Annotated in this window: 13 protein-coding genes and 1 other RNA gene; 4 read left to right on the top strand and 10 right to left on the bottom strand. The window is 59.0% G+C overall.

The genetic code is table 11. The features are described from left to right. Positions 1-6 precede the first annotated feature (6 nt). The 7 genes from gcvP to RTM13_RS15460 form a co-directional block, all read right to left on the bottom strand. On the bottom strand, positions 7-2880 hold the full coding sequence (gene gcvP / locus RTM13_RS15430) for an aminomethyl-transferring glycine dehydrogenase (protein ID WP_312212968.1): 2874 nt from the start codon (positions 2878-2880) through the stop codon (positions 7-9). An 88-nt stretch (positions 2881-2968) separates the two neighbouring features. Next, positions 2969-3358 carry a glycine cleavage system protein GcvH gene (gene gcvH / locus RTM13_RS15435; RefSeq protein ID WP_042388045.1) on the bottom strand — a complete coding sequence of 130 codons (390 nt, stop codon included), beginning with the start codon at positions 3356-3358 and terminating at the stop codon, positions 2969-2971. Positions 3359-3383: 25 nt separating this feature from the next. Further along, positions 3384-4478: a glycine cleavage system aminomethyltransferase GcvT gene (gene gcvT / locus RTM13_RS15440; RefSeq protein WP_312212969.1), complete on the bottom strand. Its 1095-nt coding sequence runs from the start codon at positions 4476-4478 to the stop codon at positions 3384-3386. Between the two features lie 407 nt (positions 4479-4885). After that, positions 4886-6088 carry an FAD-dependent 2-octaprenylphenol hydroxylase gene (gene ubiI / locus RTM13_RS15445; protein ID WP_312212971.1) on the bottom strand — a complete coding sequence of 401 codons (1203 nt, stop codon included), beginning with the start codon at positions 6086-6088 and terminating at the stop codon, positions 4886-4888. Between the two features lie 160 nt (positions 6089-6248). After that, complete coding sequence (gene ubiH, locus RTM13_RS15450) at positions 6249-7427, bottom strand: 2-octaprenyl-6-methoxyphenyl hydroxylase (protein ID WP_312212973.1); 1179 nt, start codon at positions 7425-7427, stop codon at positions 6249-6251. After that, a complete protein-coding gene (pepP, locus tag RTM13_RS15455) occupies positions 7424-8740 on the bottom strand; it encodes a Xaa-Pro aminopeptidase (RefSeq protein ID WP_312212975.1) in 1317 nt (438 codons plus the stop codon). The genes ubiH and pepP overlap by 4 nt, the downstream gene beginning before the upstream one ends. A 31-nt stretch (positions 8741-8771) precedes the next feature. Beyond that, positions 8772-9350 (bottom strand): YecA family protein, encoded by a 579-nt coding sequence (locus tag RTM13_RS15460; protein WP_312212977.1) that lies wholly within the window; start codon positions 9348-9350, stop codon positions 8772-8774. 262 nt (positions 9351-9612) lie between these two features. On the opposite strand from RTM13_RS15460, the gene zapA reads away from it, so the two are divergent. The 3 genes from zapA to RTM13_RS15475 all read left to right on the top strand — a co-directional run bounded on the left by zapA (position 9613) and on the right by RTM13_RS15475 (position 10783). After that, positions 9613-9942 carry a cell division protein ZapA gene (zapA, locus tag RTM13_RS15465; protein WP_103818422.1) on the top strand — a complete coding sequence of 110 codons (330 nt, stop codon included), beginning with the start codon at positions 9613-9615 and terminating at the stop codon, positions 9940-9942. 41 nt (positions 9943-9983) lie between these two features. Further along, a non-coding RNA gene (ssrS, locus tag RTM13_RS15470) (6S RNA) lies at positions 9984-10167 on the top strand. Between the two features lie 19 nt (positions 10168-10186). Next, positions 10187-10783 (top strand): 5-formyltetrahydrofolate cyclo-ligase, encoded by a 597-nt coding sequence (locus RTM13_RS15475; RefSeq protein ID WP_312212978.1) that lies wholly within the window; start codon positions 10187-10189, stop codon positions 10781-10783. A 28-nt stretch (positions 10784-10811) separates the two neighbouring features. Here the strand turns inward: RTM13_RS15475 and serA are convergent, their stop codons facing one another. Together serA and rpiA are read right to left on the bottom strand one after the other, a co-directional pair. After that, positions 10812-12044, bottom strand: a complete 1233-nt coding sequence (serA, locus tag RTM13_RS15480; RefSeq protein WP_312212980.1) for a phosphoglycerate dehydrogenase — start codon at positions 12042-12044, stop codon at positions 10812-10814. A gap of 254 nt (positions 12045-12298) precedes the next feature. After that, entirely contained in the window at positions 12299-12958 is a 660-nt protein-coding gene (rpiA, locus tag RTM13_RS15485; RefSeq protein WP_103818425.1) for a ribose-5-phosphate isomerase RpiA, read from the bottom strand. A gap of 175 nt (positions 12959-13133) precedes the next feature. Between rpiA and argP the strand changes: the two genes are divergently transcribed. After that, positions 13134-14027 (top strand): DNA-binding transcriptional regulator ArgP, encoded by an 894-nt coding sequence (argP, locus tag RTM13_RS15490; protein WP_103818426.1) that lies wholly within the window; start codon positions 13134-13136, stop codon positions 14025-14027. A 48-nt stretch (positions 14028-14075) separates the two neighbouring features. Here argP and RTM13_RS15495 read toward each other — a convergent pair whose 3' ends face one another. Then, a complete protein-coding gene (locus RTM13_RS15495) occupies positions 14076-14852 on the bottom strand; it encodes an oxidative stress defense protein (protein ID WP_312212982.1) in 777 nt (258 codons plus the stop codon). Positions 14853-14855: the final 3 nt, after the last annotated feature.

Raw genomic sequence — 14855 nt, forward strand, 5'->3', positions numbered from 1 at the left:
AAAATATTACTGATATTCGCTCATCGGCACGCAGGAGCAGAACAGGTTACGGTCGCCGTAAACGTCATCAAGACGCTTCACGGTCGGCCAGTACTTGTTCGCAGACCCTGCCGGGAAGACCGCCAGCTCGCGGCTGTAGCCGTGGCTCCACTCCGCCACCATCTCGTGCTGGGTATGCGGGGCGTTAACCAGCGGATTATCCTCCAGCGTCCACTCGCCGTCCTGCACGCGATCGATCTCCATGCGGATAGCCAGCATCGCGTCAATAAAGCGGTCCAGCTCGGCTTTGCTCTCGGATTCCGTCGGCTCCACCATCAGCGTACCTGCCACCGGGAAGGACATGGTTGGCGCATGGAAGCCGTAGTCAATCAGGCGCTTGGCAATATCCAGCTCGCTAATGCCGCTCTGCTCTTTCAGCGGACGAATATCCAGAATGCACTCGTGCGCTACGCGGCCATCGCGACCGGTATAGAGCACCGGGAAGGCAGACTGCAGGCGGGTAGCAATGTAGTTAGCATTGAGGATTGCCACCTGACTGGCTTTCTTCAGCCCTTCTGCGCCCATCATGCGGATGTACATCCAGCTAATTGGCAAAATAGAGGCGCTGCCGAACGGAGCGGCAGAGACCGCACCCTGACGGGTCAGCATCCCTTCAATCTGTACCACGCTGTGGCCCGGTACGAACGGTGCCAGGTGCGCTTTCACGCCGATAGGACCCATGCCTGGGCCGCCGCCGCCATGCGGAATGCAGAAGGTTTTATGCAGGTTGAGGTGCGACACGTCTGCGCCGATAAAGCCAGGGGAGGTGATCCCTACCTGGGCGTTCATGTTCGCGCCGTCAAGATAGACCTGACCGCCATACTGGTGGACGATTTCGCACACTTCGCGGATCGTCTCTTCATAGACTCCGTGGGTAGACGGGTAGGTCACCATGATACAGGAGAGGTGATCCCCCGCCTGCTCGGCTTTGGCACGCAGATCGGCCAGGTCGATGTTACCGTTTTTATCGCAGGCGACCACAACCACCTGCATGCCCGCCATCTGCGCCGACGCCGGGTTAGTGCCGTGAGCAGAGCTTGGGATCAGACAGATATCGCGATGACCGTCGTTGCGGCTCTCATGATAGTGACGGATCGCCAGCAGGCCTGCATACTCGCCCTGCGCGCCGGAGTTCGGCTGCATGCAGAGGGCGTCATAGCCAGTCAGCTTCACCAGCCAGTCAGAGAGTTGGTTGATCATCTGATGATACCCTTCCGCCTGGTCTGCCGGGCAGAACGGGTGCAGCTCGGAGAACTCTGGCCAGGTGATTGGGATCATCTCTGCGGCGGCGTTCAGCTTCATGGTGCAGGAGCCGAGCGGGATCATCGCCTGGTTCAGGGCCAGATCCTTGCGCTCCAGCGAGTGCATGTAGCGCATCATTTCGGTTTCGCTGTGGTAGCGATTGAACACCGGGTGGCTCAGAATGGCGTCATCACGCAGCATGCCCGGCTGGATTGCGCGGCTGTCGTGGGCCACCTCTTTATCCAGCGCGTCGATATTCAGGCCATGACCATCGCCGACAACCACGTCGAAGAGCTTAACCACATCTTCGCGGGTGGTGGTTTCGTCGAGGGTAATACCTACGGCGTTATGGATGTCGCTACGCAGGTTGATCTGTGCCGCTTCGGCACGCGCCAGCACCGCCGCTTTGTCAGCGACCTCGACACAGAGGGTGTCAAAGAAGTGTGCGTGGCGCAGCTTCAACCCTTTCTGCTGCAGGCCGGTAGCCAGGATATCGGCCAGGCGGTGGATACGGCCCGCAATGCGTTTCAGCCCAACCGGGCCGTGATAGACGGCATAGAGGCTGGCGATGTTAGCCAGCAGCACCTGCGAGGTACAGATGTTGGAGTTCGCTTTCTCACGGCGGATATGCTGCTCGCGAGTCTGCATCGCCATGCGCAGCGCAGTGTTACCGGCAGCATCTTTCGATACGCCGATAATGCGGCCTGGCATGGAACGTTTAAATTCATCTTTGGCAGCAAAGAAGGCTGCGTGCGGGCCACCATAGCCCATCGGCACGCCGAAGCGCTGCGCAGAGCCGAAGACAATATCCGCGCCCTGCTTGCCTGGTGCAGTCAGCAGCACCAGCGCCATAAAATCTGCCGCGACGCTCACCACGACCTTGCGTGCTTTCAGTTCACCCATCAGCGCGCTGTAGTCATGCACTTCTCCCGTGGTGCCTACCTGCTGGAGCAGCACGCCGAAGAGATCCTGATGATCCAGCGCCTTGTTGGCATCGTCGACCACGATCTCAAAGCCAAAGGTTTCCGCGCGGGTGCGAACCACGTCGAGAGTCTGCGGATGCACGTCGGCGGCGACAAAGAAGCGGTTTGCTCCCTTCAGCTTGCTCACGCGTTTCGCCATCGCCATCGCTTCGGCCCCTGCCGTCGCTTCATCAAGCAGCGACGCGGAGGCGATATCAAGGCCGGTCAGATCCAGCGTAACCTGCTGGAAGTTGAGCAGCGCCTCAAGGCGGCCCTGAGAGACTTCCGGCTGGTAAGGGGTATAGGCGGTGTACCAGCCTGGGTTTTCCAGCATATTGCGCAGGATCACCGGCGGCAGCTGCACGGCGGTGTAGCCCATGCCGATGTAAGACTTAAAGCGCTTGTTGCGCGCGGCGATGGCTTTCAGCTCGGCCAGCGCGGCAAACTCCGTCGTCGCTTCGCCAATCTGCGGCGGCGTCGCCAGCTGAATGTCCTGCGGGACAATCTGGCCAATCAGAGCGTTGAGTGAATCTGCGCCAACGGTTTTCAGCATCTCTTGCTGCTGAACAGCGTCCGGCCCGATGTGGCGATCGACAAAGGCGTCGCGGTGTTCAAGCTGGCTTAAAGTCTGGGTCATGAGCGATGGTTCCTGAAACGTGCGGTGAATCGTGGTTGTCTTAACCTGAAATGCCCGGTGGCGCTGACGCTTACCGGGCCTACGGGCTTTATTCGTCTTCTAATAGAGATTCGTACGCGGTCGCGTCCAGCAGGGCTTCAACCTCTGCTTCGTCGCTGGCCTTGATTTTAAAGATCCAGCCACCGGCGTACGGCTCGCTGTTGACCAGCTCCGGGTTGTCGCTGAGCGCGTCGTTGACTGCCACGATCTCGCCGCTCACCGGGGCATAGATGTCAGAGGCTGCCTTCACGGATTCTGCCACTGCACAGTCATCGCCCGCGCTGACGGTAGCGCCCACGTCCGGCAGGTCAACGAACACCATATCGCCCAGCAGCTCCTGCGCATGTTCGGTGATACCCACGGTGTAGGAGCCGTCTGCCTCTTTGCGCAGCCACTCATGTTCTTTACTGTATTTCAGATCGCCAGGTACATTGCTCATTAACATTTCTCCACGATAGATTAGGTTACGCGACGGCTTTGCCAGCGCGTACAAAAACAGGTTTCGTTACCTTCACCGGCATTTCACGGTTGCGGATCTGCACGATGGCCGTGTCGCCAATCCCTGCCGGTACGCGGGCCAGCGCGATGCTGTAGCCCAGCGTCGGCGAGAAGGTGCCGCTGGTAATAATGCCTTCCTGTGAGTTGCCGCTGGCATCGGTGAAGCGCACCGGCAGTTCGTTACGCAGGACGCCTTTTTCGGTCATGATCAGGCCAACCAGCTGTTCGGTGCCCCGCTCACGCTGTGACTCCAGCGCTTCGCGGCCGATGAAGTCACGATCGGCTGGCTCCCAGGCGATGGTCCAGCCCATGTTGGCGGCCAGCGGCGAAACGCCTTCGTCCATCTCCTGACCGTAGAGGTTCATGCCCGCTTCCAGACGCAGCGTATCGCGTGCGCCCAGGCCACAGGGCTTCACGCCCGCGCCAATCAGCGCCTGCCAGAAGTCCGCTGCCTGCTCACTCGGCAGCGCAATCTCATAGCCCGCTTCGCCGGTGTAGCCGGTGGTAGCGATAAACCAGCCGTCAGACTCCACGCCAAAGAAGGGCTTCATACCCGCCACGGCCTGGCGCTGAGCATCGGTAAACAGGCCTGCCGCTTTCGCCTGGGCATTCGGCCCCTGGACGGCGATCAGCGCCAGATCGTCACGGACGGTAATGTCGATATCAAAGGGAGCCGCGTGCTGGGTGATCCAGGCGAGATCTTTTTCGCGGGTGGCGGAGTTCACCACCAGGCGGAAATGGTCTTCGGTAAAGAAGTAGACGATCAGGTCATCAATGACGCCGCCGGACGCGTTGAGCATGCCGCTGTAGAGCGCTTTGCCCGGCTGGGACAGTTTGGCCACGTCGTTGGCCAGCAGGTAGCGAAGAAACGCCCGGCAGCGGCTGCCGTGCAGGTCAACGATGGTCATATGCGAGACATCAAACATACCGGCATCGGTACGCACCGCGTGGTGCTCATCGATCTGCGAGCCGTAGTGCAGCGGCATCATCCAGCCGTGGAAATCCACCATGCGTGCGCCGCACAGCGTATGTTGTTCGTATAAAGGGGTTTGCTGAGCCATCTTTTCCTCATTGAATAAGCGGGGCCAGGATAAATAAGGCGAAGTCGTAAGCAGGTAGCCTCGTTTCCAGACGGCGACGCAAACGTTACCTTTTGCCTGAACTTATCACTGAACAGCAGGCATAACCATAAGCAAAAATGTTCCATCACATTAGCTTATGACCTAAAAAGCCAAACCGGGCGGCAGGATATTACACTGCCATCAGGCTATACGTTTGCGATAAACATCATAAAACAGACGATGAATGCCCCATAAGCCAGCGTATTACGCGGCAAAGCGCGCAGATTTTCAGAGCGGTAAAAATAGAGTGATGAGAAAAACTAATCCGAAAATGGGAGTGGAATTAGAATATTTCAAATGAGGAAGGGTACCCCTCCCCATGGCTGGGGAGGGAAAGTGTGATCGGGTTAACGTAACCACTCTGGCAGATCGTTTAGCCCCATCGCCTGGCGAATAAGCTGCGGCTTGACGCCCGGCAGCGTATCGGCCAGCTTCAATCCGAGATCGCGCAGCAGCTTTTTCGCCGGGTGCGTACCGGAAAACAGTTCGCGAAAGCCCTGCATACTTGCCAGCATCACCCCGGCGCTGTGTTTGCGGCTACGCTCGTAGCGGCGCAGGTAGAGGTGCTGGCCGATATCTTTGCCCGCGCCGTGCAGGCGCTTAAGCTCGTTGACCAGCTCGGCGGCATCCATAAAGCCAAGGTTTACACCCTGCCCTGCCAGCGGATGGATGGTGTGCGCTGCATCGCCCACCAGCGCAAGTCGGTGCGCGGCAAACTGGCGCGCATAGCGGCCCGTCAGTGGAAAGACCAGCCGCTCGCTCTCAACGCGGCAAAGGCCAAGGCGGTTGTCGAACGCCATATCCAGCGCCTGGTTGAAAGCCTCCTCTGTCGCCTCCTGCATGTTGGCAGCCTCCAGCGGCGGCAGCGACCAGACAATAGAGCAGAGGTGCGGATCGCTCAGCGGCAGGAAGGCTAAGATGCCGTCGCCGTGGAAGACCTGACGCGCCACCGCCTCGTGAGGCTCATCAGTGCGAATGGTGGCAACCAATGCATGATGACGATAGTCCCATGAGGTAAGCGCAATGTCGGCCTTATCGCGCAGCCAGGAGTTCGCCCCGTCCGCGCCGACTACCAGCCGCGCCGTTAGCATGCCGCCATCTTTCAGGGTCAGAAAGGCTTCGTTTTCACCCCAGGCGACCTGCTGCACGCCCGCGGGTGCCAGGAGCGTGACGTCCTGACACTGCTGCGCTTTCTGCCACAGCGCCTGATGGATTACGTCGTTCTCGATAATGTGGCCCAGGTGGCTATAGCCCATGCTGCGGTCGTCAAAAGCGATGCGTCCAAAGCTGTCTTTGTCCCACACCTCCATACCGTGATAGCAACTGGCCCGGTTCGCCACGATGGATGACCAGACGCCAAGGCGCGTCAGCAGCTTCTCGCTGCCAGCGTTGATGGCCGATACGCGGAGCGCAGGCGGAGCGTTCTCCGGCAACGGCTGAGGCGGGTTTTGCTCCAGCACCGCTACGCGCAGGCCGCTCCCCTGTAATCCACAGGCTACCGCCAGCCCAACCATGCCGCCGCCGACAATTGCTACATCTACACTCTGCAAAATTCGCTCCTAAAGCTACCGCCTGGTTCAGCAGGCGTAATTGTTGCAGCCAGTTTGAACACGGACAGCGCGGAAGAACCGGAGCGTACACGTAGTACGTGAGGATTCTGAGCACTGCCCTGGTTCAAAATGGCAAATAAAATAGCCTGGTGAAGCAGGCCTATCGGGCGACCCATCCTAGCGTCCGCTGCGCCAGCACGTCGCGTGCTGGAGTAAAAAGTTCCATTGCCATCAGTCCGGCATTGCGACCCGCGACCAGCGGAGACCAACGGTTAGCAAACAGCTGCACCAGCCCATCAGTGACGCCGATAGTCGCCTCTTTATCCTCCTGGCGACGCTGCTGATAGCCGCGGAGCACCGGATAAGCGCCGATATCGCTGCTCTCTGCCCACGCGTCAGCCAGCGTCTCGGCCAGGCTCATCACATCGCGCATGCCGAGGTTGAATCCCTGCCCGGCGATGGGGTGCAGCGTCTGGGCGGCATTGCCTACCAGCACTATTCGGTGCGATACCGGCGATGAGGCGGTGGTTAACGCCAGCGGATAGGCATTGCGGGTGCCCGCGTGAACAATGCGACCCAGCCGCCAGCCGAACGCATTTTGCAGCTCGTGGCAGAAGCGTTCATCCGACCAGGCTATCACCTCGTCGCGCTTCTCCAGCGGATGACACCAGACCAGCGAGTAGCGTCCCTGCGACATGGGCAGCAGCGCCAGCGGGCCGTGCTCAGTGAAGCGCTCGAAGGCTCTCCCGTTGCCGGCAACCGCGGTGGTGACGTTGGCGATTACCGCCACCTGGTGATATGGCTCCTGCTGCCAGCCGATGCCACACTGCGCCGCCAGCGCCGAACGGGAGCCGTCTGCAGCCACCAGCAGGCTTCCCTGTAATATTTTTCCGCTCTCCAGCGTTACGCTGACGCCCTCTTCACTACGAGTGAAACCGCTGACGCGTTCAGGACAGTGCAGCGTGACGCCAGGCGCACGGTGTAGCAGCGAAAACAGCCGCTGCCCCACCTCGTGCAGCTCCACGACGTTTCCGAGAGCATCGACGCGATAGTCCTGTGCTTCCAGCGTTACAAATCCTGCATGGCCACGATCGCTCACGTGAACGGTGGTGATGGGCGTAGCGCACTGGGCAATATGCTGCCAGATGCCGATCCGCGCCAGATGCTGGCAGGTACCCTCGGCCAGCGCGATAGCGCGGGCATCAAAACCGGGGTGCGCCTGGGCTTCCGGGGCGGTCGCTTCGATAAGATGCACCGGCAGTGAGCCGTGCGTCAGACGAGAAATGGCCAGCGCAAGCGTAGCGCCGGTCATCCCGCCGCCGACGATAATTACGCTCATGAACGCTTCGCCGCCGCCATCAGCGCCTCGATCTCATCGGCCTTTTTCACCACGCTGGCGGTCAGGTTCTCATTGCCGTTTTCGGTGATGAGGATGTCATCCTCGATGCGGATGCCAATGCCACGGTATTGGGGCGGCACGTCGGCATCCGGGGCGATATAGAGACCCGGTTCGACGGTCAGCACCATGCCCGGCTCAAGCGGACGCGAGCGGTCAGGTCCGTAAACGCCGACGTCGTGAACGTCCAGACCCAGCCAGTGGCTCAGGCCATGCATAAAGAAGGCGCGATGGGCGTTATCGGTAATCAGCTGGTCAACGTCGCCTTTCAGGATATCGAGCTTCACCAGCCCGGTAATCATGATCCGCACCACTTCACCGGTCACCTCCTGAATAGAGGTGCCCGGACGGAACAGGGTCAGCGCAGCGTCGAGAGAGGCCAGCACGATGTCATAGATCTCGCGCTGGGCCGGGGTAAATTTGCCGTTGATCGGGAAGGTGCGGGTAATATCTCCCGCGTAGCCCTGATACTCGCATCCGGCGTCGATCAGTACCAGCTCACCGTCGCGCAGCTCGCTTTCGTTCTCGGTGTAGTGCAGGATACAGCCGTTTTCCCCGCCGCCGACAATGGTGTTGTACGACGCAAAGCGCGCCCCGTGGCGGTTGAACTCGTGCAGGATCTCGCCTTCAAGCTGATATTCAAACATGCCCGGACGGCAGGTTTGCATCGCCCGGGTGTGGGCTAAGGCGCTGATCTCGCCTGCGCGGCGCAGAACGTCAACCTCTTCCGGGGATTTAAACAGGCGCATCTCATGGACGAGGGGCCGCCAGTCGGTAATAGAGGCCGGGGCAGTAAGATTCTGCCGGGATCCTTTGCGCAGCTTATCCAGCGCGGTGAAGAGGCTCGCATCCGCATAGCTGTATTCGCCCTGCGCGTGGTAGACCACGTCGAGGCCATTAAGCAGCTGGTAGAGCTGCTCGTCGATTTCACTGAACGCCAGCGCCCGATCCACGCCCAGCTTCTCCGGCGCAGCCTCCTGGCCTAGCCGACGGCCGAACCAGATCTCTGCGGTTTTATCTCGCAGGCGGTTGAACAGCACGCTGTGGTTGTGGGTGTCATCACTCTTGATCAGCACCAGCACCGATTCTGGCTCGTTAAAGCCGATGAAGTACCAGAAGTCGCTGTTTTGACGGTAAGGATATTCACTGTCGGCGCTGCGGGTCGCCTCCGGAGCGGAGAAGATCAGCGCCGCGCTGGCCGGGGCCATCTGCGCAAGCAGCGCCTGGCGGCGGCGAAGAAACTCAGACTGGGTCATGACACCTCCTTTTTAGCATTCAGTACGACGCTTAATGTAGCGTTGGCTTACGCACTTCCGGTGCGGTCGGCTGTGGACGGGTAAAGGTATCGTGGCAGAGCAGCGCCGCCACGCGGACGTACTCAACGATCTCTTCGAGCGACATCTCCAGCTCTTCCTGATCTTCGTCCTCGTCGTAGCCCAGCTGCGCGATGTTGCGTAGATCGTCGATGGCCTCGCCGGTATCGCCGGTGACCTTATCGAGCTTCGGCTGCGTGACGCCCAGTCCCAGCAGGAAGTGGTTCACCCAGCCCGCCATGGCGTCGGCACGGTCAAACACGCTGACCTCGTCGCCATCCGGCAGAAAGAGCTGGAACTGGAAGCCATCGTCCTCCAGCGCGTCGCTGGTGGCGGCGTGCATCTTACGCAGCGCCTCGGCCAGCTCATGGCCGAACGCCAGGCCTTCGTTGGTGAGATCGTGCAGCAGCGGCTGCCACGAAGTGTCGTTATTGCCGCCGCAAAGCATCCCGCCGATCAGACCGTGCATCTCGGCTGGCGTTAAGCCAACACCCTGTTGGTTGAGTAACTGGTTCAATTCATTGTAACCAGGCATTTCGTTCTGTATTGACATGCGCATTCGTCGTCGTTGGGAGGAAGATTCATGGTATGCTACCACTTTGGACCCTGGTGATATAGCCGTCAGATTTCGCCAAACATGCGTTTGCGACCTTTACGTATAGGTTTCTTTTTACGGCTATGTTAAGAGAATAGGCTAAGAGTTCAGGTTATGAGAATCTGCTTGAATCCTCTAACCAGGGTAGCTATAGTGTCGCCCCTTCGCAGCCATGACTCGGTTGCCAAGGTAGAGCGCAGTCAAACAGCAGGAAGGTGTCATGTCTGCACAACCCGTCGATATCCAAATTTTTGGCCGTTCACTGCGCGTGAACTGTCCGCCTGAACAGCGGGACGCTCTCAATCAGGCTGCAGATGATCTGAATCAGCGGTTGCAAGATCTGAAAGTTCGCACTAGAGTCACAAATACTGAGCAGCTAGTTTTCATCGCCGCGTTGAACATTAGCTACGAACTGGCTCAGGAAAAGGCAAAAACCCGCGACTACGCATCCAGCATGGAGCAGCGTATTCGACTGTTACAGCAGACCATCGAACAGGCATTGCTTGATCAGGGTCGCATAAACGAAAGACCGGGGCCTAAGTTTGAATAACACTTCAAGGTCTACTATGGTAGAGTGACCGTGAAGAAAAAATTTCTCTGAGATGTTCGCAAGCGGGCCAGTCCCCTGAGCCGATATTTCATACCACAAGAATGTGGCGCTCCATGGTTGGTGAGCATGCTCGGTTCGTCCGAGAAGCCTTAAAACTATGACGACATATTCACCTTGAACCAAGGGTTCAAGGGTTACAGCCTGCGGCGGCATCTCGGAGATTCCCCTTCCTCTACCTGATACCATGACATCACTCGCGCTACCCGTTTCACCCCGACAGCTCATTCGCCAGCAGATCCGCCAGCGTCGCCGTGCTTTAAGCAACGACGAGCAGCGTAGCTATGCCCAACAGGCCGCTAACCGCATGATGGCGTTTCCGCCCATGGTGCTGGCCCATACCGTGGCGCTATTTCTCTCTTTCGACGGTGAGCTTGATACCCGCCCGCTGATCGAGCAGCTCTGGCGCAGTGGCAAACGCGTCTGCCTGCCGGTTTTGCACCCCTTTAGCCCCGGCAATCTGCTGTTTCTGCACTACCATCCCGAGAGTGAGCTGGTGGTGAATCATCTGAAAATTTATGAGCCAAAGCTCGATCTGCGCGACGTCACGCCGCTCGATAAGCTGGATGTTTTAGTCACGCCGCTGGTGGCCTTTGACAATCAGGGGCAAAGGCTGGGGATGGGCGGTGGCTTTTACGATCGCACGCTACAGAAGTGGCAGCAGCACGGCTTTACGCCGGTGGGCTACGCCCATGACTGCCAGCAGGTCGATGCCCTGCCGGTAGAGGAGTGGGATATTCCGTTGCCTGCGGTGGTGACCCCATCGCAGACGTGGCAGTGGTAGGCCCGGCAGGCACGCCGGGCAAAACAGATCAGTAGAGCAGACGCGCGCGGATGGTACCTGCGATGCCCTTCATGCTCTGTAGCGCCTTCTGCGCCACCTCTTCTTCCGCCTCGATATCGATCACCACGTAGCCCATCTGCGGCGTCGTTTGCAGATACTGGGCAGCGATGTTGACGCCCTGCTCCGCGAAGATCTGGTTGATGGCGGTCAGCACGCCAGGGCGGTTCTCATGGATATGCAGCAGACGACGACCGCCGTGCAGAGGCAGGGAGACCTCCGGGAAGTTGACGGCAGAGAGCGTGGAGCCGTTGTCTGAATATTTCGCCAGCTTGCCCGCCACTTCGAGACCGATGTTCTCCTGCGCTTCCTGCGTGGAGCCGCCAATGTGCGGCGTCAGCAGCACGTTATCGAATTCACAGAGCGGAGACTCAAACGGATCGCTGTTGGTCGCCGGCTCGGTCGGGAAGACGTCGATAGCTGCCCCGGCCAGATGCTTGTTGCGCAGCGCATCGCAGAGGGCCGGAATATCAACCACCGTGCCGCGTGAGGCGTTGATCAGCAGCGAGCCGGGCTTCATCAGGGCTAGCTCTTCGACGCCGATCATGTTCTTCGTCGAGGCATTTTCCGGCACGTGCAGACTCACCACGTCGCTCATATTCAGCAGGTCAGAGAGGTGCTGAACCTGGGTAGCGTTGCCCAGCGGCAGTTTGCTTTCGATATCGTAGAAGAAGACGTTCATCCCCAGCGACTCCGCCAGAATGCCCAGCTGGGTGCCGATATGGCCGTAGCCGATAATACCGAGCTTCTTACCACGCGCTTCATAGGAGCCAGCGGCGAGTTTGTTCCAGACGCCGCGGTGCGCTTTGGCGTTGGCTTCCGGAATGCCGCGCATCAGCAGCAGCAGCTCACCGATCACCAGTTCCGCCACTGAACGGGTGTTAGAGAATGGGGCGTTGAATACCGGCACGCCGCGTTTAGCGGCAGCGTTGAGGTCAACCTGGTTGGTGCCGATACAGAAGCAGCCGACGGCGACCAGCTTCTCTGCGGCAGCAAAGATCTCTTCCGTCAGATGGGTACGGGAACGCAGGCCGATGAAATGGGCATCACGGATCGACTCTTTCAGTTGAGCGCTGTCCAGCGCCCCTTTGTGAAATTCGATGTTGGTGTAACCCGCCGCACGAAGGCTATCCAGCGCTTTCTGGTGTACGCCTTCGACCAGCAGAAACTTAATTTTGTCTTTTTCCAGTGATACTTTTGCCATTTCCCCGACCCTGTTATTTTCTAAATCAATGTGTGTTCGCCTTAGCCAACATATCAAAAAAAACTATTGCGGCAATATGAACGTTTGCGTCGGCGGTATGAAGAAAAGTCATGCAGCGGAGTTTGGCAGAGGAAAATGCTGGCAGATTGGCGAAACGGCGGCAGGATCGCCAGCGGCTGGCTGAAAACGTGACACAAGTCACCAAATTCAGCCAGGGAAAATTTTTTCAACGGCGAGCGCGGCTTGCCATCAGATCATTTTACGATGGTTTTCACGCCGTCGGCGGTACCGATCAGCGCCACGTCCGCGCCACGGTTGGCGAACAGCCCGACGGTCACCACGCCTGGAATGCCGTTAATGGCGTTTTCCAGCGCCACCGGATCGATAATCTCCAGGCCGTGCACGTCGAGGATCACGTTACCGTTGTCGGTCACTACGCCCTGGCGGTATTCCGGACGGCCGCCCAGCTTCACCAGCTGGCGAGCAACGGCGCTGCGGGCCATGGGGATCACTTCCACCGGCAACGGGAAGTTGCCCAGTATGGCGACCTCTTTTGACGCATCGGCAATACAGATAAACTTATCCGCCACGGAGGCAATGATCTTTTCGCGGGTCAGCGCCGCGCCGCCGCCTTTGATCATCTGCATCTGGCCGTTGATCTCGTCAGCACCGTCCACATAGACGCCAAGACGATCGACCTCGTTGAGATCGAACACGGTGATGCCAAGGGATTTCAGCTTCTCAGTGGAGGCGTCAGAGCTGGAGACCGCCCCTTCAATCTGTCCCTTCATCGTGCCCAGCGCATCGATAAAGTGTGCAGCCGTTGAACCAGTGCCAACCCCGACAATGGTGCCTGGCTCAACGTAGTTTAGCGCCGCCCAGCCTACTGCTTTTTTTAGTTCATCCTGCGTCATGATCGTTTGCCTGTGGTGTGGAGACTCAACGCGCATTATAAGGCATCGGTCGTTGAAATGTCCCTGTGATCTATGTCACAACTCTCAGTGAAAACCACAGGCGTGCATTTCGTCTGTATCTAACGAAAATTTATGTCATAGTGCTGTTAATCACACTTTGGAGCACCTCTTAGCAATGAAACGTCCGGACTACAGAACACTACAGGCGCTTGATGCGGTCATTCGTGAACGCGGGTTTGAGCGTGCCGCGCAAAAACTGTGTATTACCCAGTCCGCCGTCTCACAACGTATTAAACAGCTGGAAAATATGTTCGGTCAGCCGCTGCTGGTACGCACCGTGCCGCCGCGTCCAACCGAGCAGGGGCAGAAGCTGCTGGCGCTGCTGCGCCAGGTCGAGCTGTTAGAAGATGAGTGGCTGGGGGATGAGCAGACCGGCTCCACGCCGCTACTGCTCTCTCTGGCGGTCAACGCCGACAGCCTGGCGACCTGGCTCCTGCCTGCGCTGGCTCCGGTGCTGGTTGACTCACCGATCCGCCTTAATCTGCAGGTGGAGGACGAGACCCGCACCCAGGAGCGTCTGCGCCGGGGTGAAGTGGTCGGGGCGGTCAGTATCCAGTCCCAGGCGCTGCCAAGCTGCCTGGTGGATCGGCTCGGGGCGCTCGACTACCTGTTTGTTGGCTCAAAAGCCTTTGCCGAACGCTACTTCCCCAACGGGGTGACACGCTCGGCGCTGTTGAAAGCTCCGGCGGTGGCGTTTGATCATCTTGACGACATGCATCAGGCCTTTTTACAGCAGAACTTCGACCTGCCGCCGGGCAGCGTGCCGTGCCATATCGTTAACTCGTCCGAAGCCTTTGTACAGCTGGCGCGCCAGGGCACAACCTGCTGCATGATCCCGCACCTGCAAATCGAGCGCGAGCTGGACAGCGGCGAGCTGATTGACCTGACGCCCGGTCTGTTCCAGCGCCGGATGCTCTTCTGGCACCGCTTCGCGCCAGAGAGCCGCATGATGCGCAACGTCACCGAAGCGCTGCTGGCCCATGGTCGCCGCGTGCTGCGCCAGGATTAAAACGGGAAGGTATCCGGCCAGGTTTGGTCCCGGCCGGATAAGAGAAGTTTACTGCTGGGCTGGCTGAGTGGACTGGGATGGTGCCGACTGCTCTGGCGTAGAGTGAGAAGTCTGACCCGCCTGCGGTTGCAGCTCAAACACCACGTCAACCTGATCGTCAAACTGGATGGTTGGCTGCTCGTAGGTCTCCTGCGCCGATGCCGTCGCCGCGTCTGCCTTCATCATGCGTACCATCGGGGTAGGCTGATAGTTAGAGACGTGGTAGCGCACGCTGTATACCGGACCCAGGGTAGACTTAAAGCCCGCAGCAAGCTGACCGGCCTGACGCACCGCATCATCGATTGCCGCTTTACGCGCTTTGTCTTTATAGGCTTCCGGTTGCGCAACGCCCAGCGTGACCGCACGGATCTCGTTCAGCCCGGCCTTCAGCGCGCCGTCCAGCAGCGAATTAAGCTTATCCAGCTCGCGCAGCGTCACCTCTACGGTACGTACCGCCCGATACCCCTTCAGAATGCTTTTGCCGTTCTGATAGTCATAGTCCGGCTGCGTACGCAGGTTAGCGGAGTTGATGTCCTTCTTCGCCACGCCGTTCTGCTCGAGGAAGCTCAGGTATTGCGCAACGCGATCGTCGGCCTGCTTCTTCGCCGATGCCGCATCTTTTGCCGCAACGTTAACTTCAATCGCCAGGGTGGCGATATCCGGTACGGCATCCACGCTTGCCGTACCCGAGGTAACAATATGCGGGCCGTTTGGCAACTCATTTGCCTGAACCGACAGCGCACCTAATCCAACTAATGCCGCAAGGGCCATCACTTTGAACTTCACCGT

The organism is Pseudescherichia sp. (assembly GCF_031979925.1).
Taxonomy (GTDB): domain Bacteria; phylum Pseudomonadota; class Gammaproteobacteria; order Enterobacterales; family Enterobacteriaceae; genus Pseudescherichia.

Coding starts and splice junctions, on each gene's coding strand:
- gcvP (WP_312212968.1), bottom strand. CDS start 2,880: ATGACCCAGACTTTAAGCCAGCTTGAACACCGCGACGCCTTTGTCGAT.
- gcvH (WP_042388045.1), bottom strand. CDS start 3,358: ATGAGCAATGTACCTGGCGATCTGAAATACAGTAAAGAACATGAGTGG.
- gcvT (WP_312212969.1), bottom strand. CDS start 4,478: ATGGCTCAGCAAACCCCTTTATACGAACAACATACGCTGTGCGGCGCA.
- ubiH (WP_312212973.1), bottom strand. CDS start 7,427: ATGAGCGTAATTATCGTCGGCGGCGGGATGACCGGCGCTACGCTTGCG.
- pepP (WP_312212975.1), bottom strand. CDS start 8,740: ATGACCCAGTCTGAGTTTCTTCGCCGCCGCCAGGCGCTGCTTGCGCAG.
- RTM13_RS15460 (WP_312212977.1), bottom strand. CDS start 9,350: ATGTCAATACAGAACGAAATGCCTGGTTACAATGAATTGAACCAGTTA.
- zapA (WP_103818422.1), top strand. CDS start 9,613: ATGTCTGCACAACCCGTCGATATCCAAATTTTTGGCCGTTCACTGCGC.
- RTM13_RS15475 (WP_312212978.1), top strand. CDS start 10,187: ATGACATCACTCGCGCTACCCGTTTCACCCCGACAGCTCATTCGCCAG.
- serA (WP_312212980.1), bottom strand. CDS start 12,044: ATGGCAAAAGTATCACTGGAAAAAGACAAAATTAAGTTTCTGCTGGTC.
- rpiA (WP_103818425.1), bottom strand. CDS start 12,958: ATGACGCAGGATGAACTAAAAAAAGCAGTAGGCTGGGCGGCGCTAAAC.
- argP (WP_103818426.1), top strand. CDS start 13,134: ATGAAACGTCCGGACTACAGAACACTACAGGCGCTTGATGCGGTCATT.